Genomic DNA, 24,031 nt, shown 5'->3' on the forward strand with positions numbered 1-24,031 from the left:
TCTACTAGCTCTTCTTCAGAAGCTTTTTCTACTATTTCAGCAACATTCTCTCCCAAAATAGTTTTCTCAACTGGCTGCTGTTCTTCTATTTCTTTCTTACATTCAATTTCTTCCATTAACGTTGTATCCATATTCTCTACCTTTGAATCTAGTAATTCCTCTTGTAGAGATTCTTCGTTTCCTCTGTTATCATCTTGTGATAACGCCACTACATCTTGTTTTTGCTCAAATACTTGTACGTCTTTGGCGGTATGCTCTTCTTTGCCTTCCTCGTCCTTTTGCTGTAAATCCGGTTTATGGAGTAAGTAATCAACTGATTCTTCACGAGGTTCTCTAATTTCCTGCGCTTTTTCTTGCTCTTCTAATGAAGGAATGGAACGCTCAGTCTCATAACCATTTTTCTCTAGCCATTGATCAACAACTGACTTTTCTTCTTTATTTTCTTGTTGATCTTGTCCTGATACTTCTTCATAACGATTAGAAGGAATACGAGATTCTTCTGAGAACTCTGATAGCGAATACCCTTTTTTCTCTAACCAAGCATCAACAACTGATTTTCCTTCAGCGGATATTTCAAGATCTTCGCTTTCTTTTTCTTCCTCCTGAACATGTTTTGGTTCTACCGAAGGACGATTATATCCATAGATAGGCGAAATCATTTCCGTTGGGCGAAACGGTCTTCGATTACTTTCTTGCACCACTGTAGATGCTTTTGGGATGACAGGCTCTGGTTCAGGCTCAAATTCTGGTTCTCTGAATGTAGGAGTTGGTTCTTCCTCCACATATCTGCGTCTACGTCCCTCCGTGCTTATTTTTCTTTGGAAAGACTGTTCTTCAACATGTGTTGACTCTCCGACAACCTCTTCATTAAACCCATCATCTGGTATTAATGGGAAACGGCACTTTACAGCTTGATTTCGACTCGCCATTTGTGCTTCTCTTGCTTCAGTGTAGTGGTTCACACGAGGAATTTTCGGCTGACTTTCAGTGTGTTTCGGTACTTCTTTATTCATCGCTGTTTTTTCTTCCTGATGTTCCTCTTTGTTAAACAGCTTTTTCATCCAATCTAGCATGCTTACCACTCTTTCTACTAAATAGTAACATCCTTTATTGTATCAGCATTCAGCAAAAAGTGCAGGTAAAATTACGTTCATTCACTTTCTCTACCATATTCCCATTTCTTAGTCCGTACTGCATGAAAAAACAGCAATCTCCTCTATCAGACTGCTGTTTATGATTTACTCTTTCGATATTCTTCTACACTATCTGTTACGCTTTGCAGCAATGAATGTAAATATTTTGGATCAGATAATTTCCGGTCCTCTTCAGGATTCGACATAAATCCGAGTTCAAGTAAAACCCCTGGAACTTTCGACCAATTAAATCCAGAAAGATCATCTCGAAACTGAATCCCGTTTACTTTTACCTGGCTGTTTTCTTTCATTTTCTTTACGATAATTTGAGAGACTTGTAAACTTTCAGTATAAATTCCTTTTGTATATGTATTTCCTTCTGCTGGTGCCAACACGGCAAATCCTTTTTGTCCTTGGTCCTCAGAACCATCCGCATGGAGGCGTAAAAATAAATTTGCTTGGTGATCGTTTGCAAATGTTGCCCTCTCTTTATTACTTATATCAACATCATGCGACGTTCTTGTCATAAGCACTTGAATCCCTTTTTCTTCGAGTTTCTTTTTCAATATCATAGCTGCCTCTAACGCAAGAACGGATTCTCTCTTTTTCGTCACGACTCCTGTTGTTCCATCGGTTACTTTATATTTTTGCACCGTTGTCCCTGGACCAATTGGTTCTAGATTTAAGTTTGCTTTCTCTTGATGACCAGGATCAATCACAACAAGAAACTTCCCTTGTTCTTCATTCATATCCGCTTTTGCCTCATTACTAGTTGCTTGTTGCTCTATTTGTCCGGCAGGAGATGTTTGCTCAGGTTTTAGCTCTTCAGCCGATAATTCCCCATGCGTCTTTTCTGCTTGTTCATTCGGCTCTACAACTTGCGGTTCTGATTCCGTTTTATTTTCTTGTTTCTCAAGTTGTTTTTCTGATGGAGTGTCTTGCTTTTGTTCAATATTTTTTTCACCGTTATCTTGTACGGAAGATGCTCGTTCTTTTTGGGAAGACGTTTTTTCTTGTTCCTTCGAACATGCCCCCATATATACTCCAATTAATGCAATCACACACATCATTTTTATATACTTCATATATTTTCTCCCCATCCCCCTGCATATGCTCCGCCTAAAACACTCTATTTTTCTTTGAATTGCTTCATAACTTCATCTATATAAATCCATTTTAATTTTTCGACATCTACATCCCTGCTATGCAGAATAAAAAGTAACCTACACTCGTTTGTTCTTTTTGTTTTTACTTCGCATGTGGCAGAAAAAAGCCCTGACCGCTTCTATGCATGGCTAGATGCTCTCTCCCACCTAAAAAGAGAGGGTTTATGTCGGTTTTTTAATTGATGTATATATACTACGAGCAATACAGACTGGTTAGCTGAAGACGTTCTTTCACTTTCGGTTGTTGTCTCATACGCTCTATTTCTTATTTTTTCTAAATTTTAACTAATTTGTTTTTAAAATACAATATAGTCTTTTGGAAAAATCGTTACAATCTAAGAACATTTATGCAAAAAAAATAGCCTCATTCATCATGAGACCATTTCTTCTATATAAATCCATTTTAATTTTTCGACATCTACATCCCTGCTGTACAGAATAAAAAGTAACCTAGACTCGTTTGCTCNNAAAGGCCCTAACCGCTTCTATGCATGGCCAGATGCCCTCTCCCACCTAAAAAGAGGGGGGATGTCGGTTTTTAATTGATATATATCAATTAAAATTTAAATTCTTGTCCAACTTCATAGCTGTCTTCTAATACAAGAATACCTTTTTCCTGAGGAGCATCTGGAAGCTCTAATTCACGTGCAGAGCAAAGCATACCAGAAGATGGCGTACCACGAAGCTCAGCTGGTTTAATTAACATACCACTTGGCATGACAGCACCAATTTTCGCAACAACAACTTTTTGTCCTGCATCAACGTTTGGTGCACCGCATACAATTTGTAATGTTTCTGTACCAATTTCTACTTTACAAATGCTTAATTTATCAGCATTTGGATGTTTTTCTTTTTCAGCTACATAACCAACAACAAATTTTGGTGAAAGATCTGCTTCTACTTTTTCTTCAAAGCCGTTCTTTGCTAAAATTTCATTGATTTTCTCAACAAGCTCTTTCGTTAACGTAATGTTTCCTTTTTCTGTTACTTCTAAGTAAGAAGACGCATTAAAGATGTTAAATCCTCCTGTTACGTTGCTTTCACGATCATAAACGCGAGCAACATCTCCTTTACGATCAAACGTACGATTTTCTAAAGTAATATCTTGTAAGGCAACAATTAACGTGTCACCAATTCCTTCAAGGTTGTAAAAAACGTTCACTTCGTTCATCCTTTCTCTTTTCCATCTGTCTTCTTCCGATTCTTCGCTAAAATAAAGATTGGTTCAAAGTCACCATCTTCATATACAAATGAAAGTGATGTAATCGGAACATGCCCTTCGGCAAAAAATTTCATTGTCATTTGTGCAATAATATCATAACCGATTTCGTTCACGATATCAGCAATAATTAAAACATCTTGATGCGGAACAGCCACGACCATGTCGCCAGAAATTTTCTCACGCATTGATTGTAAGAGCGATTCATTTAAAATACGACTCGCATCATAGCCATCATTTGTGTTTAAGAAATAAAATGTATTTCCAGCCACTTCATCTTGTTTAAATGTATGACTTAATGAACGTACATTAAACAATGCCATCTCACGTACTTGCTGCTCTGTAAGCTCTAATTTTTGCAATAAATGCTCATCAATTAATCGATATGTTTTATTGGAATCTAATGCATAATAAATGCGCGTTTCTGCTGTATGATCCGTCATTAAAAATGGATTTCCTGCTTCCGCTTGTTTCGGGAAAGAAGTTGAACGAATAACAGGTAAAATTTTCGCTGTGCTAGTTTCTTCTTTATGCATGGCAATTAACGCTTCTTGCACGTAATAAGCAACCTCTTCAATTGCTGTTTCTTTTTTTACTTCCCACTTTGCTACAACTCCTGGAAGCGATACGCTAATGCCCTTTTTCGTATCCTTTTGTTCAATACGGAGGACATCTTTTTCACTATCGTAATGAAAGTCCCATTCTGGGCGAGATAATTTTTTCATTAACTCTTCTTTCATCTTTTTATTTGTCATTTTCATTTCGTTTGCCTCCCTTCCAAAAAAATAACCTCCCCGGCGAAGGTAGAGGTTGTTTTTACAATTCAATTGGCTAATCGCCTTATTTTAAACCTTCAATAAACGCTTCGATTTGTTCTTGTGTTTTACGATCTTTGTTTACATAGCGTCCAGTTTCTTCACCTTTATTGTACGCTACAAAGCTAGGAATGCCAAATACGTCTAACTTCACGCAAAGGTCAATAAACTCGTCACGATCTACATAGTAGAATGAGAAGTCACTATATTTCTCTTCTACTTCTGGCATAAACGGGTCAACAAAGCGGCAATCTGGGCACCATTCTGCTGAGAACATAAAAATGATGTTCTCTTCATTTTTCAACTCTTGGAATTGCTCCATACTTTCTAATGATTTCATCTATATTTCCTCCTCTAACGAAGTGTATCTTTTCATGTCTAATCTTCTTTTATACTACCATACATCACGCACGGTGCAAGGTTTATGCTTGTTTTTCGTCATACTTATATTGTCCAATTAATAGCTTTACAACATGTACAAATAACTCTGTACGATCCACGTAATGATCTGTAAAAATACCAATCGCTCCTTCATGACTGCGAATGTCTTTCCGCTGTACAAACGCCTCCATTACTTCACTTAATTCTTTTCCGCTCTCAAGAGGGGCAAGAAACTCATCTGGTAACTTAATGCGCGCACCGCCCGCTACAAATACTTTTCCAGCGCTTGTTGCTAAAGCACCCCAGTTACACATAAACAAGCCGTGCTCTGTTTTCATGACGCCGCCTTCTAATCCAAATCCAATGTCAGCTTCTTCTGCTTTCAATGCTCGCTTCGCTCTATTGATTGCTCCTTGCATCGTTTCTTCATCAGTAAATGGCTGTGCTGCTACTCCTGAAGGAACAGAAAGAGACGTAATCGTAACATCTTTCCAAACCTTCTCCACAGCCCCAACCTTTGTTTTATTCTTCGATCCAACTACTACCTTCATTTCATTCACCTCCATATATAAATTCACAATTGTGCTCTAACCTTACACGTCCACATAACTCCTAGCCTCGTACATAAAAATAGGATTCTACACTCTTCCTATGCCGGGGTTTACATCGAGCGAGCACCAATTAGGCACTGACCGCTACCACACATCGCTGGGTCATCTCTCCAACCTAAAAAAAGAAAGAGGTTTTCCCTCCTTCCTTATTTAAGCGTTATTTTTAATTGTTTCTAACGTCGTCTTATCTGTTGCTTTCACAAGCTTCGTAATTAATTCTTTTGCCGCTGCATAATCATCAACATGTAAAATAGATGCATGTGTATGAATGTAACGAGCACAAACACCAATTACTGCTGATGGAATGCCTGAGTTACTTGTATGTACACGGCCTGCATCTGTACCACCTTGTGAAATAAAGTATTGGTACGGAATATTATGTGTTTCTGCTGTATCTAAAATAAATTCACGCATTCCTCTATGCGTTACCATTGTACGGTCGTAAATACGAAGGAGCGCTCCTTTTCCTAATTGACCGAACTGCGTTGTATCACCGGATGCATCATTTGCTGGACTTGCGTCAAGCGCATAGAAGATATCTGGCTGAATCATATTAGCAGCTGTTTGCGCCCCGCGAAGACCCACTTCTTCTTGTACAGTCGCACCAGAATATAGTGTATTTGGCAGAGTCTCATCTTTTAATTCTTTTAATAATTCAATTGCAAGACCGCAGCCGTAACGGTTATCCCAAGCTTTCGCCATGATTTTTTTTTCATTTGCCATTGGTGTAAACGGACAGATTGGAACGATTTGTTGTCCTGGCTTCACGCCAATTTCCAGCGCATCTTCATAGCTATCTGCACCTATATCAATTAGCATATTTTTTATATCCATTGGTTTTGCACGCTGCGCATCACTTAGTAAGTGAGGTGGAATTGAACCAACAACCCCAACGATAGGGCCATTCTTCGTCATAATTTGTACACGCTGTGCTAGCAATACTTGACTCCACCAGCCACCTAGCGTTTGGAAACGAATCATCCCGTTTTTCGTAATTTGCGTAACCATAAAGCCAACTTCATCCATGTGGCCCGCTACAAGTACACGTGGGCCATTTTCGTCACCTTTTTTAAGACCAAACACACTGCCTAAACCGTCTTGGACAATTTCATCCGCATATTTACTTAGCTCTTGTTTCATAAAACGGCGTACATCATGTTCAAACCCTGATGTCCCTTGTAATTCTGTTAACGTACGAAATAATTCTAATGTCTCTTTATTCACGAAGTCCCCTTCTTTCAAACCTTAGTAGAATACCTTCTTTATTGTAACGAAATTTTCGAAATGTTTCTAGTTTCTTCTTTTTTCGTTAAAATTGCATTATAATTATTATCGATACACTATTTTACAGAAGCGAGGTGAATATATGCGCTGGAAAGGTTTACTAGCTGGCCTTGGCATTGGCTTTGCAGCTGGTTATCTTGTTGCAAACAAAGTTCAAGAACAATCCCATATTTCTTCAGAGAAAGCATTAAAAATGGTCAAACAAGCACTAAGTCATAAAGGCGAAATTACTGGCTCATGGGTACATATGGTTCCAGAGACGTTTGAAAAATATGATGTCGCGTACGAAGTATACCGTGGTGGCCTCACAACGAGTTTAAATGATATACAAGAACGATTTGAATTTTTAGTAGATGCAAAAACAGGTACTGTTTTAGAAGTAAAAGCTGCGTAAAAGGCGTTAGCTACTCCGAAAGCATAGGTTTAAATAAAGCAAAATTTTAATTAATACTGGTTTACTTTATCATCCGCTGATTATTCGCCCTCACCAATCGGGCTTTACGGGCAGTTAATCTCCCGCCCCCTTCTTTGCTCTTGCTGAACTTTGACGTGAGGGTCTTACTGCCCGTTAATGCGGAATAAAAGCGTACAGATGAATTTCTGCACGCTTTTTTATATTCTTTCAATTATCGTCGCTGTTGACATCCCATGTCCGATACAAATTGTTAACAGACCATATCTTCCCTTTCTTCTCTCTAGTTCATAAAGAAGAGAAGTCATTAATTTTGCACCCGTTGCCCCAAGTGGATGACCTAATGCAATTGCACCACCATTAACATTCACCTTTTCTAAATCCGCTCCCATTTCCTTTTGCCATGCTAAAACAACCGATGCAAATGCTTCATTGATTTCTACAACATCTATATCGTGAATTGTTAAATTTGATTTTTGCAGCACTTTTTTCGTTGCAGGAATCACACCATCAAGCATTGTCGTCGGATCAGAGCCAACAACCACTTGATTCACAATACGGGCACGCGCTGTACACCCTAGCTCTTTTGCCTTTTCACGCTCCATCAGCAAAATTGCTGCAGCGCCATCACTAATTTGACTTGCATTCCCTGCTGTAATTACACCACCTGATTTAAACACTGTTTTTAAATTTGCTAGCGCTTCATAAGAAGTATCTCTTCTTGGTCCTTCATCATTCTCAACCAGCATTTCATTACCATCTTTATCTATACCTCGCAGTGGTACAATCTCTCCCTCAAAATGTCCCGATTCAATTGCTTGAAGTGCTCGTCTATGGCTTTCTAACGCATAAGCATCTAATTGTTCACGGGTTATACCATATTTTTCTGCAATCATCTCAGCAGATACACCTTGATGCACGATTTGATACTTTTCGTAAAAACTACTTGGGATTGTTCGCTCATTTCCATCACTTAAAATAGGAACTTTAGTCATATGTTCAACGCCAGCTGCAATCGTAATATCCATATCACCTGATTTAATTTCTTGCGCAGCAAAGTGTATAGCTTGTTGTCCAGAACCACATAGCCGATTAATCGTTACTGCTGGGACCGTTATAGGAAAACCGGCTTCAAGCGCAGAAAGTCTTCCAATGTTAAAACCTTGTTCATGAATTGGCGTGACACACCCCATAACAATATCTTCTATGAACCCTTTTTCTATATTCACCCTTTTTGTTACTTCATCCAGCACAACCGCCGCAAGTTGTACCGGATGAATGAGACGAAATGCACCATTTCTTTTCCCAACTGGCGTACGTATTGCTTCAACAATGACAACATCTCGCTTCATATTTTCTCACCTACTTTCCCTTTTGAATAATCATAGAAACCTTTCCCAGTCTTCCTTCCAAAATGCCCTGCCTCTACGAGTTTCACGAGTGTTTGCGGCGCCCTAAACCTATCACCAAATGCGTCCATTAGTCCTTTACTCGCAAATAATAGCGTATCTAGTCCAACATAATCAGCTAATTCAAGTGGCCCCATTGGATAGTTCAAGCCAAACTTAATCGCCTTATCAATTTCTTCTTTACTTGCAATCCCTTCCTCATACATACGCATGCACTCTAGCACATGAATAGCAATTGCTCGTGACGTAACAAATCCTTGCATATCTTTCACAACAACCGTTTCTTTTCCGATTTCTTCTGAGATTGCTTTTACTGCTTGTATCGTACTTTCTGCCGTAACGACACCCTGTACAATTTCAACGAGTTTCATAACAGGAGCAGGATTAAACCAATGCATTCCTACTACTTTCTCTGGACGGCTTGTCACACTTGCAATCGCAGTTACACTTAATTCAGACGTATTCGTAGCTAGAATAGTAGATGGCAATGTATAGGAATCTAACTTTTGAAAAATTTCCTTCTTTAACTGTAATATTTCTGGTACCGCCTCAATAACAAGCTCTACATTTTGGCAAGCTTCTTCTAATATAATTGTAGAAGTAATACGAGTTAGAATGTGGTTTTTCTCTTCCTCTGTTATACGTCCTGCGTTCACAAAACGATTCAAACTTTTGTTGATTGTTGCATGAGCCTTTTGTAAATTTTCTTCGGATACATCATACATTTTCACATATTTATCGCCCATCGCTAACGCTTGAGCAATTCCACTCCCCATAATTCCTACCCCAATGACTGCAATATTTTCAATCATGATTTCCCTCCTTTACTTATCTCACTTTGATCTATTTATACAGGAATCCGGTCGATTACTTCTAATTGTTCCAACCTTTCAATCTCTAACCTTGATAATCCGAGACTTTGCAAAATTTCTTCTGTATGCTCACCAAGCTTTGGGGGATCCGTAAATCTATCATTTGTATGTGTAAATACAAATCCTTTCTCTTTTACTAAATGACTCGTAAAGGGGGAGGATGCTAATTCATTTGTCTCTAAAACAGGCGACAAACAACAATCCACTTCCATCGCAAATTCCGTCCAATACACCAATGGCTTACTCGCAAAGGTCGCTTTCATCTGTTCATAAATCATTTGACCATCTTGAGCTAGCTCATGTTGCTTATCTTTCCACTCTATTCTTCCTACCGCTTCGCAAAAGGCATACCAAAATTTCTGTTCAACTGCTCCGAGCGCAACAAACCTCCTATCACTCGTTTCATAGATGGAATAACATACCACCTTACCGCTAAGCGAATCTAACCCATGACGTTTGTTGTACATTTTTTCAAGCATAATATGATTGTTCATTAACATCACTAAGCTATCTGTGAGAGAAATATCAAGATAACTCCCTTCTCCAGTCTGCTCCCTTTGAAACAATGCTGCTATAATTTTTTCCGAAGTCATCATCCCCCCTACTTCATCACCAAGTGTAATTTTAGGATGAACCGGAATTCCTTCTCGATCTTTCAACTGTGCCAATACTCCGCTGACTGCCATAAAATTTATATCATGGCTTGCAAGATTCGAATGTTCTTTCTTCTGTCCATATCCAGTTAACGAGGCATAAATGATACCTTTGTTGATTCGTTTCACTTCTTGATACCCAAGGCCAAGGCGATTCATCACGTTAGGCCGAAAACTTTCTATTAAAACAGCAGCTTTTTGAAGAAGTTTTTTCACCACTTCAACCCCTTCAGGATGCTTTACATTTATTGCAATACTTTTCTTGTTACGATTATTCGCATAAAAAAATGCCTGATTGCCAGATTCCAATCCCCTTGCTAAATCCCCGTAACGCGGTTCTACTTTAATCACTTCTGCACCTAAATCAGCCAGACGAAGCGCTGCATATGGACCTGGTAAGTAATGAGAAAAATCAACAACTGTTACTCCTTCCAACATCATAGGCCCATCCCCCTCGCAATAATGCTTTTCATAATCTCATTCGTTCCAGCGTAAATCGTGCTGACTGGAATATCACGATAACGCCGCGCAATCTCGTATTCTTCCATATAGCCATAACCACCGTGTAATTGTATGCACTCTGCTGATACTTTTTTTGCAAGGTCAGTTAACCACCACTTCGCCATTGATACTTTCGTTACGATGTCTTCACCCTCCATATGATTTGCAATACATTCATCTACAAATGTTCTACCAATTTCAATTTCAGTATACATCTCTGCTAATCGGAACTGTACTGTTTGAAAATCACTTATACTTTTTCCAAACGCTTTTCTCTCCTGCACATATTTTTTGGTTATATGTAGCATCACTTCCGCCGCTGTTTTAGCTGCAATTGCAACAATGAGACGTTCTTGCTGCAACTTTTCCATAAGATAATAAAAGCCTTTCCCATCTTCTCCTAACAAATTTACAGCTGGGACTTTTACATCTTCAAAAATAAGCTCTGCTGTATCTTGACTATGTAAACCCATTTTTTTTAGTTTTTTCCCTCTCTTAAACCCTTCCATTCCTCGTTCTAAAACAAGCAAACTCATGCCTTTATGTGTGGGTTTCATATTTGTATCTGTCTTACAAACAACGATGACTAAATCGGCATGAATACCATTTGTAATAAATGTTTTCTCACCATTGACGATATAATGATTCCCTTCTTTTCTTGCTGTTGTTCGAATGCTCGCCAAGTCAGAACCCGCCCCTGGCTCCGTCATTGCAATTGCAGTTATATATTCACCGCTTACGCATTTTGGTAACCAGCGTTTTTTTTGTTCGTCTGTTCCATACTGCGTGAAGTATGGAACGACAATGTCATTATGCAAACCAATACCAATTAAACTGGAGCCAACCTTTTCAAGCTCCTCATTAATGACGACCGAATATCCAAAATCAGCACCTGCTCCACTATACCGCTCATCTACCATAGGACAAAGAAAACCTTTACTTCCCATGCTTCTCCAAAAAGAACGAGGAATCATTCCTTCTTTTTCCCAGTCGTTATAATGTGGATAAGCTTCTTTTTCTAAAAACTTATGAAAAGCATCACGAAAAATGTGATGCTCCTCCTGTAAGTACTTATGCTTCATCATATCCTCCCTTCCGCAAAATAAACTTTTGAATTTTACCACTTGCATTTCTTGGCAGTTGTTCAACAAACACATAGCGACGCGGGCGCTTATAATCTGCAAGCTTATCACTCGCTTTACAGTACGCATCTAATGCCTCTGCAGTAAGGGATTTATTTTTTGAAACGATATATGCGAGAACACACTCTCCCCAAAAATCATCTTTTTCTCCAAGTACCGCTACATCTAAAACACTTTCATGCGTATATAAAAAATCTTCTACCTCACGCGGATAAATATTTTCTCCACCACTAACAACCATATCGTCAAGGCGATCTGCAACGTACAAATAACCATCAGTATCTACATAACCTAAATCTCCAGAATGGTACCACCCTTTATATAACGCTTTTGCTGTCGCCTCTTCATTGTTGTAATACCCTTTCATCAGACAGGAACCGCGCATAATGATTTCTCCGATTTCATACGGCTTTACTATATCATTTGGCTCGGATGGACCGTCTTCATTTGGACGAACAATACGAATTTCATGATTATAAGCGGCTTTGCCTGCAGAACCAACTTTCGTGAGCTGTTCATCCTCTCGTAAAAAGGTAACTGCTGGTCCCATCTCTGTCATACCGTAAGCTTGTACTAATGAAACATTCAACTTTTCATCACAAGCTTTTACAAGTGCTGGCGCCATTGAAGCTGCACCATATAACCCATACTTAAGAGACGATAAATCATACTGCATTAAATCTTCCTGCAACATCATATTCCACATTGTGGGTGCAGCAAACATAACAGTAACCTTCTCTTTTTCAATTGTTTCAAGTACACTCTTTGCATCAAAATGATGCAAAATAACATTCGACCCGCCACTATGTACCCTTGGAATAAAGCAGCAATGAAGCTCAGCACAATGAAACATTGGCGCTGTTACAAGACCTCGACTCTTCTCGGTATAATGTAAATATTCAATTCCTAGCAAACTTTGCTCAATAATTTCTCGGTGACGATGAAGTACTCCCTTCGGATCACCAGTTGTTCCACTTGTATACATAATGGAACAAATATCATCTTCTTTTACTTCTACTGTTTTAAAATTCGGTAATGCATTGGATAGTTTTTCTTCATATGAAATAGAAAACGGTGGATGATTTTGGTCAATGTACCAGAACTGAATATGAGGAAATTGTTTATGAATGCTTTGTACTTGAGAGGATAGTTGTTTTTCAAAAAGTACGATTTTTGGAGAAGCATCTTCTAATATATAACTGAGTTCTTGTGGTTTTAATCTAAAATTAATCGGATTAAATATGGCTCCAATTTTTGCACAAGCAAAACATGTAGTTGCTAATTCACTACTATTGAAAAGAAACGTGGAGACACGGTCCCCTTTTTGTATTCCACTTTGTTGAAGTGAATAAGCTAGCTTATTCACTTTTTCATTCCATTTTGTATACGTCCAGCGAATATTTTTTTCCGATTCAACAATTGCTTCCCTATTTGGATAATTTCTAGTAGTCCGTTCAAGCAAATTCCCAATCGTTATATACAATATGTTTCCCCCTTTCAAATAAAGCGTATAACAACTCAAGAACATTGTATCAATATTCAGAAAATTTTAAAAATAATTTCTTTCGACACACTTTTACATTAAAATATAAAGAATATTACTTTTGCAGCGGAGGGTCACCCCTCCACTGATTACAGTTTTTTCTCATACTTCACTTGATACATTCGCTTCTTTTCGTTCTACCTTCTCTACCATATTCCCCTCCTCATCCCACTTCACCGCGCGATAATATGCATCATGATAAAATGTGAACCAAGCCTTTTTCTCTGCACCATACTTCATCCACTTCTGTTTATGTTCAATAGAAGTCATTGGATAATCATCATACGCCATCACCCACAATACATTTTGATGTGCATGCGTTGGCAATAAATCCGCCAAATGGAGCATCGTTTCTCCCTGACTCTCAAGAACAATCACAGCATGTCCATCACTATGCCCACCTGTATGCACCATTCTTATTTCGTCCGTAATTTGGATTTCTTCTTTAAAAGTAACAACCTGATCTACAATTGGCTCCCAGTTTTCCTTCCAATATGTATTACGCGACCTTATATTTGGAATTTTCATTTCATTCCATTCTGTTTCTGACACATAAATTTTTGCATTTGGAAACGTAGGGACAAGCTGACTATTTTCCCATTTTGTTAAACCAGATGCATGATCAAAATGAAGATGCGTCATTAATACATAGTGGATATCTTCTGGCTGAAGTCCAAGGCTTTCTAACGCTTCATAGACCGATGACTCTTCTGTCACCCCTTGATTCCTCTTCATCTTTTCATTCATTTTCTCGTTTCCAATTCCTGAATCAATGAGCATATTTCCTTCTTTCGTTTGCACAAGCAGCGGGTCTGTCCGTAAATAAATATGATTTGTATCATTATGTTTATATTTGCGTGACCAAAGAACTTTCGGTACAACACCAAACATCGCGCCTCCATCTAAATGAGTGTTTCCGCCGCGCAGCCACGTCACTTTGATGTCTCCAATTTGTAAACATTCCATTTCTCATTCCCCCTTTTCTATTTTAATTTTAACATAAAATTCAGATTATTTTTCCATATAAAAAAACCTGCGCATTACTGCACAGGTTCCGTACGATATTTCGCTTCTACGCGATAAATACGATGGCCTTTACCAGAAAATTTCTCTTCGTATTCCGTCATAATATTCCCTTCAAAATCACTATTATGAAGATCTAGACTCAAGAATGTTAATAACATACCATACTCAGCCATGCTCATAAGAGAGTATTCAAATAAACCTTGGTTATCCGTTTTAAAATGAATTTCTCCGCCCGTTACTAATACTTCTTCATAATTACGTAAAAACGTTTTATATGTTAAACGACGCTTCGCATGACGATTTTTTGGCCATGGATCTGAGAAATTTAAATATACACGGTCAATTTCGCCTTCTGCAAAGAAAACTGTTAAATCTTCCGCATCTTTATTAATTAATTTTAAATTAGGTACTTCTTCTTCAATTAACTTATCAAGTGCATCTACAATAACACTCGTGAACTTTTCAATTCCGATATAGTTAATATGTGGATTTGCTTTTGCCATTTCATAAACAAAACGACCACGGCCTGTTCCTACTTCAATGTGAATTGGTTGCTCATTACCAAAAACTTCTTTCCAATTGCCGCGATGCTCCTCTGGATTTCCAATTACAAACTGTGAATATTCATTGATTCGATCCATTGCATACGGTTTATGTCTTAAACGCATAGATGTCTCCCTCTCTTTACCAGACTATTTTAAAAGGATTATTCCTTCTTTCTTTTTCAATCAATCTATCAAACAAAAAACCAAGTACGTACGAGCACTCGGTCCGTTTCTTTCAAGTATAAAATGTGCCATTTTGATAAAAACTACATAGAGCATAAAACGAAACTTCCATATCGTTTCGTGAGTCTACGATTAACTACCTCATGACGAAACAGCGTTTTCTCTTATTTGTTCAAGAAGAACAACAATCGAAAGGATGATTCAGCCATGCCGATTAATCAACAACACCAATTAGAAATTTTAAAAGATATTTTAGTCAATCACCAAAGCGATTGCTGTGGAACGGTTTCTGAGTGCGAACAATTAGAACGTCTCATTCAATCATTGCTTGCAAACGATAGTATAAACAACGATGTGAAAGCAATGCTAAACGATGTATATTATTATAGTCAATCGGGTAAATATTCCTCTGATTTGGACAATCATATTTCCAATAATCAAGAACAACTCACGCAATGGATTGCTGGAATGGACAATTTTTCTTAAATCATTTACTCTGAGGCAAGTAGTTGCTGTAAATATTGATGCCAATATTCAGCTTCTGCTTGCTGTTTTTTTGTTGTATGCCATTGAACAGATAGAATGGTTTGCGCCACTACATACCACTTCATACGCTGAAGCAATGATTCAGTCACTTCAATCCCATAATATGATAACCATTCGTCCCATTGATGACGTGGTATATACCAATATAATAACGTGCCAAGATCAAGAGCAGGATCTGCAATCACAGCGCCGTCCCAATCAATTAAAAATAATTCATCATCCTCCGATAATAACCAATTGTTATGATTCACGTCACAGTGACATACGACAAACTCATCATATTCAATATCTTTTAATGAACCTTTCAAATATTGAAGACCCGCTTGAATGGTTTTATCTGCTTTTATATCTCCTCTTAAAACAAAATACAATTGCTGCAATAGCTCCTGTGCATGAAGCGGCTGTTTTCCAAGCCTTTGTATCATCTGCACAAGTGCTTTAGAAGAATGTATTTTCTTTAAAAGTTTTGCAACACGTTCTAATTTCATGTCCTCCGGCTCTAGCTTCTGACCTGGAAGCCATTTTTGAGCTGAAATTACATCACCGTTCGTTATCCTTCTTGTCCAAAGTAATTTTGGAACAATTCCCTCTGCTGACAATACCGCTAAAAAGGGCGATGTATTCCGCTTTAAAAATAGCTTTTGTTGTCCATTTTGCGCAATATATGCATCGCCCGTTACTCCACCAGCCGGTATAAGACTCCATTCTTTTCCTAATAATTGTTCCAACCATTCCATATCCATTACCCGTTAACAAATCCTTATCTTTTATAGTTATGAAAAGAAAAACCGCAACACCTTTTGAACATGTTGTGGATTCATATCTTTTTTACTGTAGTTGAATGCAAGAAAAAGAAAACTTGGCATGTGCCAAGATATACGGACAGACTGCCCCTTCTTTTACTTTATTTTATAAAACCTGTATGAGAATGACAACCTATTCAAATCGTCACCTTTGTCAATTCTACATTTATTACATTCTCATCGTCAAGTAGCGATTTGTCACATTTTCGCCAATATATACGTGCTAATAGGAGCCATTTGAAGTTCATTTCCTTGAAATGAAGAAATTGGTTGTAATTTCGCTTGTTTTTCATTCACTAATACGTGCCACGTTTCCTGTTTTGGAAGTGCAATTGTTTCTGTCTGAAAACCGCTATGAAATAAAACCACAATTTCTCTCCATGGTCCAAACGATTCCACATGTTGCAAATGGTAAGCAACGATAGCAGGAGGTGCTTGCAGAAAACTCATATGTTTCTGAATGAGGTTAGCCGTTCGTAATCGAAATGCGCCATGCGCCTTCCGAATTGCAATTAGCCCTTTTATATAAGCAACCGTTTCCAATTCGTTCTCTTTTTGACCCCAATCCATTCGATTAATTTCGTCTGGTGCATTGTAGCTATTTTCATTCCCTTTCTTAGAACGATAAAATTCTTGTCCAGCATGTAAAAATGGAATCCCTTGTGAGAAAATTACCATCGCTGTCGCTAAAAGGTGACGACGTTTTAACATCTCCTCTGCTTCTTGATTGCTGCGCACGAGTTTATCCCACATCGTCATATTGTCATGACATTCCACATAATTCACACTCTGAATAGGCTCTAAAAAAAGCCCTTGTTCCTTCACACTTGAAAGACTTCCCTTTAATACATATTGCAAATCATTTACATCTACACTACCACCAAATGCAAAACCTCGTTTATTCACGTCAAACGTACTACCCTTTATCACATCACGAAATTGATCGTTGAACTGTGCAATGTACGGCATTTTACTCGCATTCCTTAACATCGCTTTCTCTTCTGCTGGAAGCGGTGTTTGTAAATCCCATCCTTCCCCTAACAATAGTGCATCATGCTTTCTTTTTCTTACTTCCTTTTCTATATCATTCATCGTTTCTATATCCAAAATCCCCATCAAGTCAAACCGAAATCCATCAACATTATATTCAGTAAGCCAATATAAAATAGACTCAATCATAAATTTCCTCATCATTTTTCGTTCGGATGCTAAATCATTCCCGACTCCAGTTCCATTTGATGGCATTCCGTTTTCACCATGGCGAAAATAATATCCTGGTACAAGCTTTTCAAACGACGATGTTTCTCTGTCATATACGTGATTATATACAACATCAACAATAACGCGGATTCCGTTCTCATGAAATTTCTCAATCAATTGTTTACACTCTAAAATTCGGTTATACGGATCAGAAGGATTTGTAGCATACACTCCCGTTGGAACGTTGTAATATAACGGATTATATCCCCAGTTATAGGCCGCAAAAGGTCTCGTTTCATCTACACCCGCAAAATGATGCAGTGGTAATATTTCAACATGTGTAACTCCTAAGTCTTTTATATGAGATAAAGCCGTTGGCGTCCCTTGTTTCCCCTTCGTGTTTTCTTCTGCAAGTCCCATATACGTCCCTTTTCGTTTTACACCACTATTTGAATGCATGGTCGCATCACGAATATGAAGTTCATACAATATTGCATCTGCAGATGACTCTAATTTAGGCAATGTATGTCGCTTCACATAAGCCTTCTCAAGATCAATGACAATTCCGTATTTCCCATTTACTGATACTGATTTTGCGTACGGATCTACCGCTTCATTCCATATTAAATTAATACAAACAAGAAATGTGTACTGCGCGCCAGCAAAATCACCTTTTAAAATATGAGACCAAATTCCATTCTCTTCTCTATTCATCTCATAATCCATATAATCTTTATCGCCTTTATAAACCCGAACTTTGGCGAGCCTTGCAGTTGGGGCCCACAATTTAAAAGTCGTTTCCTCTTTTTTATAGTACGCTCCCAAATCTGTATTTTCATAATAATATTTTTCGTCGAATGCAGCCGTTCGAATTACCGCTCCAATTTGTAAATCTGTTTCTTCATTTCGCTCATCTCGTACTGTATAATACTTCCCCACATCAAGCTGCTCTTCTATATAACATTCATACTTTGTTGCATTTGGAAGTGAAATTGTTTGGACGATAGGAAGCTCCCATATTTTCTTTCCTTCCTGTAAACAAAATGTCCGGCTTGTTCCATACGCATGCGGGAGCAAAATTGTAATCTTATTCATCTCATCTAAGTAAGCTTCAAATGGACGTTTTACTTTCAGCATAAAAAATCACCATCATTCTCGAAATTAAAATGAAACGATCTGTAAGCGATAAGATTCGCCTAAAAGTTACTCTTACGAATGAGACTTTATACAGTAACTTACTATTTCCTATAGTATATTCACGTTCATAAGAAACGTTTTCATACTTTAGATTTCTGTAATGTTATTTCAGCAATAGGCTTATACTTGGGCGTTTCTTTCACATTCGATTCATACAATGTCACAGTATCAGCTTGAAATAACACTGAATGTAACCGCTTTAATGTTTTCATATTAAATTCTTCCTCCCCCATCCATTTACGCGCTACTGTAATGTGCGGATGATAGGGGCGTGTTTCAAGAGAAAAACCGTTATTTTCACAAATCATATGGACATGTTTTTGCAAAGCGAATAATGCTGGGTTCTCATTTACACCTGCCCAAAATATACGTGGGTGCTCCGTGCGCCCAAATGTAGAAAACCCTTGTAGTGTAAGTGATAACTCCTGCTCAGTTGCAAGTCGCCTTAACTCATTTTTTATTCCTTGTAATTGCTCCTGCTCTGCGCTTCCTAAAAAAGCAAGTGTAATATGATAGTCCTCTTCATGTACCCACGAACGAAACGGTAACAGAGACTTCATTTCTTCTTTATAATTTGCAAGTGTTTCTTTTATATGCCGCGGCAGAGTAACCGCTATAAAATAATGTGGGATCATGTACATCGTCTCCTCTTTGTTATTGTTGCTTTTCTTTCTTATCTCATTCAACCATTAAAAAGAATCCGCCCTCCAAATGGAGAGCGGTCATATCTCATTACAAGCGTAAGCCATTTTATTTCGCTAATTCATAAATCGCTTGTGCATAAATTGCTGTCGCTTTTAATAAGTCTTCAATTTCAATATATTCATCTTTTTGATGAGCGAGATCTTCTTTTCCAGGGAATAACGGACCGAAAGCTACACCAGCTTTCAATGAACGCGCGTATGTACCACCGCCGATTGCTAATAGTTCGGCTTGCTCCCCTGTTTGTTCCTCATACACACGTTGCAGCGTGCGAATTAAAACGTGATCTTTATCAACATGATGTGGACGAGAATTAGAATAATCCGCTACTTGGAACCCTTTCTTGCTCACATAATCTTTCAACTTCTCAATTGTCTCTTCAAAATTTGTTGTTACTGGATAGCGTACATTTAATCCTAAACTTCCGCCTTCTGCTTTCGTATAAGAAAGGCGACCAACATTAACTGTTAATGGTCCGCTAATTTCATCTTTATAAGCAATACCCGCTTTTTCTCCAAGCGTATCACCTGTAAATGTTTCTGTTACGAACGCTATAAATGCAGTTCCTTTTTCATCAAGAGCAACTGTTGTTAAAAACTGAGCTAGTAACAATCCGGCATTTTCACCTTTTTCAGGAGTAGAGCCGTGAGCTGATATACCTTCTACTTGTAATGTTACAGTATTTCCTTCTATCATTCGTTTCCCTGTTTTCTTAGCAGTTTGTAAATACTGTTCGTAAGCCTGTACAAGCTCCTCTGCTTTTTCAGTCGTAATAACTGCCTCTGCAAAATCAGGAACCATATTTAAACGAAGGCCAGAAGAGAATGAAACAAGCTCATATTCCCCGCTCTTTGCTTCACTACCACTTTGCACAATCTGTATATCAGAAATTCCTTTTTCAGCATTAATAATCGGGAAATCTGCATCTGGTGTAAAACCAACCGTCGGCATTTCTTCATTTTTAAAGTAATGATCGACACACTTCCAGTTGCTTTCTTCATCCGTTCCTAAAATCATGCGAACACGCTTTGAAAGAGGTAATCCTAATTCTTTTACGATTTTCATTGCATAATAAGCGGCTATTGTTGGCCCTTTATCATCAATTGCACCGCGTGCAAAAATCTTTCCATCACGAATATCAGCGCTATATGCAGGTGTTGTCCAACCATCTCCCTCTGGCACAACATCAACGTGACAAAGAATACCAACTAATTCTTCTCCTTGTCCCATCTCAAGGTGCCCTGCATACCCTTCTAAATTTTTCGAAACAAAGCCTTCTGCTTCTCCTTTATGTAACATGAAGGATAGCGCTTTCGCTACACCTTCTCCAAAAGGTGCTCCTTCTTTTGCTGTTTCTTCTTCCCATACACTCTTAATTTGCAGAAATTGCTGCATGTCATGAATCAAGCCATCTTTACGTTTTTCAACTTCTTCTGTCCAATTTATTACTGTCATCACGTACTCACCTTCTTCTATATTCTCTCTTTCATCATAGCAAACGAAAATCCCTTATGCCAATACAGAACCACTTAATAACGAACAATTATAATACTTCAGATATTTCTTATTAGTTTTTCTTTTATTTTTCTAAAAAAATTTGCAGGAATTTGGCGTTTTACGTAGAAATTTATCTGGTAGTTGACAGAAGAGATATAGAATGTCAACTACTAAAGTTTTCCTGTTTCATTATTTGTTAAACTTTTGTAAAATTTAAGTAAGTTAAAGCATGAAATTTGTCATGTGGAGTACAATGGTAGTAAAGGCCTTCTTTCCTGAATGGGGTCAAAAAAACTAGTAGAGGAGTGGTTTTCTCTTGAAACCTACGACTACTCGTATGCTAACACGCATTAAATCAATTTATATGTACATCAATGAAAATGGTACGGTAACGACGAAAGACCTTGTAGATGAGTTCGGGATCACACCGCGAACAATACAACGTGATCTGAATGTGTTGCAGTTTAATGAGCTCGTGTATAGCCCTTGCCGCGGTAAGTGGACAACAACAGGAAAGAAAGTGAGAATGACCTCATAACGAAAACAATTATATGTAAGATAAATACATACCCCTTTCTATCAAATTAGAAAGGGGTTCTTTCTATATTTTGGAATCGGTCTCACTCTTGATTCTCAGTTTGAACTTGATATGTTTTTAGCATTTCAAGCTCTTCATCTGTCAGTTCACGATATTGACCAAGCTCTAATTCATCATCTAACACTAAAGGTCCCATCTCTGTTCTCTTTAAGTAGACAACTTTTTTCCCTACCGCTTCAAACATACGCTTTACTTGATGGAATTTCCCTTCTGTAATCACAAGTTCAATTTCAGAAACATCGTCGCTTTTCAAAATTGTAAGCGCACCTGGCTTCGTTTCATAACCATCGTCTAGAATAACACCTTTTGCAAACTCTTCGACATCTTTTTCTGTCACAACACCAGCTACATGTGCATAATATTTTTTCGGCACATGCTTTTTCGGAGATAATAACTGATGCGCCAGTTTCCCATCATTTGTTAATAACAGAAAACCTTCTGTATCAATATCAAGTCTTCCAACTGGAAACGGATCAAAGATTGCATCTTCTAATTCTAATAAATCAACAACCGTTTCATGATTATCATCTTCCGTTGCTGAGATAACACCTTGTGGTTTATGCATCATTAAATATACAAACTCTTTATATTCAACAATCTCTCCGTGAATCATAACCTCTTGCTCTTCTACATTCACATGAAATTTCGCATCTTTCACTGGTGTTCCATCAATTTTCACAACGCCGTCTTTCAATAATTTCTTTACTTCTTTTCTACTTCCGTATCCCATATTTGCTAATAACTTATCTAATCTCATCTTCTTCACCTTCTTTATATTTATCATAGAAAAGGGGACGTGTTTTACGCCCCTTTCGATTTCACCTTTATTTTTAATCTACCACCAAGCTTACGTTGAATCTTCGCTAAAGCTTCTCCGCCAAATACTCGTTCTAGTACACCTGTGCGGATTGCTAAATATCCGTAAGTAAGGCCACCAATACTTGCACAAATTACAACGGTAATAAGCGCTCCAATACGGCCATCAGGCGAAATCAGCAAGGATAGAACTCCTTGTGAAAGTTTTACTACAACTACCATTGCAAGTGTTAACACTGCAATTTGGAATGTTCTCTTATATACAACATCGAATGAATAGTGTGCATGTTTTCGAATTTGTTTATTCGTATACCAAATAGAAGCTAGGAATCCAACACCTGTTGCTAAAACAGCTCCAATGGTACCGAAGTAACGAATCAAAATAACATTGCCTAAAAACTTCAAAATAACACCCATAGCAAGTGCAATAATCGCATGTTTTTGTTGATTAATCCCTTGCAGGATAGCCGCAGTTACTGTAAATAAAGCAAATAATAACGCAACCGGTGCATACCACATAAGTACTTGTCCACCTAATGGATCTGCTTCATAAAACGCTGTGTAAATCGGATATGCAAGAATAGAAATACCAACTACCGCAGGTAATGTTAAAAACATATTTGCTTGGAATGTTTGTGTGATTTGTAGTTTTAAATAACGAAATTGTTTTTCTGTAAACGATTTTGTTATTGCTGGAACAAGCGTTAAACTAAATGCTGTCGCAAGCGAAACAGGGATCATAATTAATTTATGCGTCCACATGGTAAAGATACCAAGTGCTCGTTCTGCAATATCACCTTGCCCAATCGCTTGCATAATTGCGTTAAATGTCAGTGTATCAATTTGTTGATATAAAGGAATTGTTAATCCAATTACAACATAAGGAATTGCATATGCAAATAACTCTTTAAATAATTGAACCGTACTTACTGTCGATTCTGGTACAGTTTGTTCAATCAAATATTGATCTAGATGATTTCTGCGTTTTAACCAGTACCAAATTAAAACACCGAGTGCTCCCACTGCTGAAACAAAAGCAGCAAAAGTTGCTACTCCAACTGCTGTCGCTACCGATCCACCTATTACTTTAATGACGATATAACTACCCGCTAATAAAAAGACAATGCGAATAATCTGTTCAATAATTTGCGATACCGTCGTCGGTCCCATTGATTGGTGACCTTGGAAATAACCTCGAATTAAACTTGCTGCTGGTACAACAATAAGTGCAAAACTTACGAGACGAATAATCATCGTAACTTCCTCGACACTACTGTGTACACTTTGTTTACCAAGCATGGCTTCTGCAAATAATGGTGCGGTCATGTAAAGGGCTAAGAAAGAAAGGATTCCCGTTACAATCATCAGAACCATTCCCGAACGGAACATTCTCCGGCTCGTTTTATAATCCCCAAGCGCATTATATTTGGAAACAAACTTTGAAACAGCAAGTGGTACCCCAGCCGTTGCAATACTTAAAAAGATCGTATATGGAATATATCCATATGTATAGAGCGTTCCGCCTTCTGTGCCAACTAATGCATGAAACGGAAAGACGTAAATCATGCCTAAGAACTTTACTAAAAATGTTCCTAGCGTCACAATAAGCGTTCCGCGCAGAAATTTTGAATCGGACATAAAATAATCCTCCTACATATATATAACGCTGAACTCTAACTTTTGTATTGTACCACACTTTATGAATGAAACAGTACCTCACTGTATTTTTCTTTTCTATGAAAACATGCTATTCTTTTAGGCAGGAAATGTAGAAAAT

General features: G+C 37.9%; 22 protein-coding genes and 1 pseudogene. 3 read left to right on the forward strand and 20 right to left on the reverse strand.

The window, feature by feature from the left end; genetic code table 11:
• The 7 genes and pseudogenes from COO03_RS15380 to COO03_RS15410 form a co-directional block, all read right to left on the reverse strand.
• A pseudogene (locus COO03_RS15380) lies at nt 1-1,073 on the reverse strand (DNA translocase FtsK); the annotation flags it as partial.
• 158 nt (nt 1,074-1,231) lie between these two features.
• Nucleotides 1,232-2,218: an N-acetylmuramoyl-L-alanine amidase gene (locus tag COO03_RS15385; RefSeq protein WP_097898080.1), complete on the reverse strand. Its 987-nt coding sequence runs from the start codon at nt 2,216-2,218 to the stop codon at nt 1,232-1,234.
• A gap of 637 nt (nt 2,219-2,855) precedes the next feature.
• On the reverse strand, nt 2,856-3,470 hold the full coding sequence (ytpR, locus tag COO03_RS15390; protein ID WP_097897997.1) for a YtpR family tRNA-binding protein: 615 nt from the start codon (nt 3,468-3,470) through the stop codon (nt 2,856-2,858).
• Nucleotides 3,467-4,279 (reverse strand): DUF1444 domain-containing protein, encoded by an 813-nt coding sequence (locus COO03_RS15395; RefSeq protein ID WP_097897998.1) that lies wholly within the window; start codon nt 4,277-4,279, stop codon nt 3,467-3,469. The genes ytpR and COO03_RS15395 overlap by 4 nt, the downstream gene beginning before the upstream one ends.
• A 79-nt stretch (nt 4,280-4,358) precedes the next feature.
• Nucleotides 4,359-4,673 carry a thioredoxin family protein gene (locus tag COO03_RS15400; protein ID WP_097897999.1) on the reverse strand — a complete coding sequence of 105 codons (315 nt, stop codon included), beginning with the start codon at nt 4,671-4,673 and terminating at the stop codon, nt 4,359-4,361.
• 82 nt (nt 4,674-4,755) lie between these two features.
• Nucleotides 4,756-5,265 carry a DUF84 family protein gene (locus COO03_RS15405; protein WP_097898000.1) on the reverse strand — a complete coding sequence of 170 codons (510 nt, stop codon included), beginning with the start codon at nt 5,263-5,265 and terminating at the stop codon, nt 4,756-4,758.
• Nucleotides 5,266-5,475: 210 nt separating this feature from the next.
• Nucleotides 5,476-6,549, reverse strand: coding sequence for a M42 family metallopeptidase (locus COO03_RS15410; RefSeq protein WP_097898001.1), 1,074 nt, complete (start codon nt 6,547-6,549; stop codon nt 5,476-5,478).
• 142 nt (nt 6,550-6,691) lie between these two features.
• Between COO03_RS15410 and COO03_RS15415 the strand changes: the two genes are divergently transcribed.
• The gene (locus COO03_RS15415) at nt 6,692-7,003 is read left to right on the forward strand and encodes a PepSY domain-containing protein (protein WP_097898002.1); all 312 of its coding nucleotides are present in this window, start codon (nt 6,692-6,694) and stop codon (nt 7,001-7,003) included.
• Between the two features lie 218 nt (nt 7,004-7,221).
• Here the strand turns inward: COO03_RS15415 and COO03_RS15420 are convergent, their stop codons facing one another.
• The 7 genes from COO03_RS15420 to trmB form a co-directional block, all read right to left on the reverse strand.
• The gene (locus COO03_RS15420) at nt 7,222-8,373 is read right to left on the reverse strand and encodes a thiolase family protein (protein ID WP_097898003.1); all 1,152 of its coding nucleotides are present in this window, start codon (nt 8,371-8,373) and stop codon (nt 7,222-7,224) included.
• Nucleotides 8,370-9,242, reverse strand: coding sequence for a 3-hydroxyacyl-CoA dehydrogenase family protein (locus tag COO03_RS15425; RefSeq protein WP_097898004.1), 873 nt, complete (start codon nt 9,240-9,242; stop codon nt 8,370-8,372). Before COO03_RS15425 ends, COO03_RS15420 begins: the two co-directional genes overlap by 4 nt.
• Before the next feature lie 35 nt (nt 9,243-9,277).
• A complete protein-coding gene (locus tag COO03_RS15430) occupies nt 9,278-10,393 on the reverse strand; it encodes a CaiB/BaiF CoA transferase family protein (RefSeq protein WP_097898081.1) in 1,116 nt (371 codons plus the stop codon).
• Nucleotides 10,393-11,538, reverse strand: coding sequence for an acyl-CoA dehydrogenase family protein (locus COO03_RS15435; RefSeq protein ID WP_097898005.1), 1,146 nt, complete (start codon nt 11,536-11,538; stop codon nt 10,393-10,395). Before COO03_RS15435 ends, COO03_RS15430 begins: the two co-directional genes overlap by 1 nt.
• A complete protein-coding gene (locus COO03_RS15440; RefSeq protein ID WP_097898006.1) occupies nt 11,528-13,081 on the reverse strand; it encodes a fatty acid--CoA ligase in 1,554 nt (517 codons plus the stop codon). The genes COO03_RS15435 and COO03_RS15440 overlap by 11 nt, the downstream gene beginning before the upstream one ends.
• Before the next feature lie 162 nt (nt 13,082-13,243).
• Nucleotides 13,244-14,107 carry a YtnP family quorum-quenching lactonase gene (locus tag COO03_RS15445; RefSeq protein ID WP_097898007.1) on the reverse strand — a complete coding sequence of 288 codons (864 nt, stop codon included), beginning with the start codon at nt 14,105-14,107 and terminating at the stop codon, nt 13,244-13,246.
• Between the two features lie 74 nt (nt 14,108-14,181).
• Nucleotides 14,182-14,835: a tRNA (guanosine(46)-N7)-methyltransferase TrmB gene (trmB, locus tag COO03_RS15450; RefSeq protein ID WP_097898008.1), complete on the reverse strand. Its 654-nt coding sequence runs from the start codon at nt 14,833-14,835 to the stop codon at nt 14,182-14,184.
• 267 nt (nt 14,836-15,102) lie between these two features.
• Between trmB and COO03_RS15455 the strand changes: the two genes are divergently transcribed.
• Nucleotides 15,103-15,381, forward strand: coding sequence for a YtzH-like family protein (locus tag COO03_RS15455; protein ID WP_097898009.1), 279 nt, complete (start codon nt 15,103-15,105; stop codon nt 15,379-15,381).
• Nucleotides 15,382-15,386: 5 nt separating this feature from the next.
• On the opposite strand, the gene COO03_RS15460 is transcribed toward COO03_RS15455, so the two are convergent.
• The 4 genes from COO03_RS15460 to pepV all read right to left on the reverse strand — a co-directional run bounded on the left by COO03_RS15460 (nt 15,387) and on the right by pepV (nt 20,798).
• Entirely contained in the window at nt 15,387-16,184 is a 798-nt protein-coding gene (locus COO03_RS15460) for a phosphotransferase family protein (RefSeq protein WP_097898010.1), read from the reverse strand.
• A gap of 258 nt (nt 16,185-16,442) precedes the next feature.
• Nucleotides 16,443-18,581 (reverse strand): type I pullulanase, encoded by a 2,139-nt coding sequence (gene pulA / locus COO03_RS15465; protein ID WP_097898011.1) that lies wholly within the window; start codon nt 18,579-18,581, stop codon nt 16,443-16,445.
• A 140-nt stretch (nt 18,582-18,721) separates the two neighbouring features.
• Nucleotides 18,722-19,276: an RNA 2',3'-cyclic phosphodiesterase gene (thpR, locus tag COO03_RS15475; protein WP_097898012.1), complete on the reverse strand. Its 555-nt coding sequence runs from the start codon at nt 19,274-19,276 to the stop codon at nt 18,722-18,724.
• A 115-nt stretch (nt 19,277-19,391) separates the two neighbouring features.
• Entirely contained in the window at nt 19,392-20,798 is a 1,407-nt protein-coding gene (gene pepV, locus COO03_RS15480) for a dipeptidase PepV (RefSeq protein WP_097898013.1), read from the reverse strand.
• 358 nt (nt 20,799-21,156) lie between these two features.
• On the opposite strand from pepV, the gene COO03_RS15485 reads away from it, so the two are divergent.
• Nucleotides 21,157-21,378 (forward strand): DeoR family transcriptional regulator, encoded by a 222-nt coding sequence (locus COO03_RS15485; protein WP_000805512.1) that lies wholly within the window; start codon nt 21,157-21,159, stop codon nt 21,376-21,378.
• Nucleotides 21,379-21,460: 82 nt separating this feature from the next.
• Here the strand turns inward: COO03_RS15485 and COO03_RS15490 are convergent, their stop codons facing one another.
• Nucleotides 21,461-22,195 carry a pseudouridine synthase gene (locus COO03_RS15490; protein WP_097898014.1) on the reverse strand — a complete coding sequence of 245 codons (735 nt, stop codon included), beginning with the start codon at nt 22,193-22,195 and terminating at the stop codon, nt 21,461-21,463.
• 44 nt (nt 22,196-22,239) lie between these two features.
• Complete coding sequence (locus COO03_RS15495) at nt 22,240-23,892, reverse strand: putative polysaccharide biosynthesis protein (RefSeq protein ID WP_097898015.1); 1,653 nt, start codon at nt 23,890-23,892, stop codon at nt 22,240-22,242.
• Nucleotides 23,893-24,031 lie beyond the last annotated feature (139 nt).

The organism is Bacillus sp. AFS098217, from assembly GCF_002551815.1.
In the GTDB taxonomy this organism is placed as follows: domain Bacteria; phylum Bacillota; class Bacilli; order Bacillales; family Bacillaceae_G; genus Bacillus_A.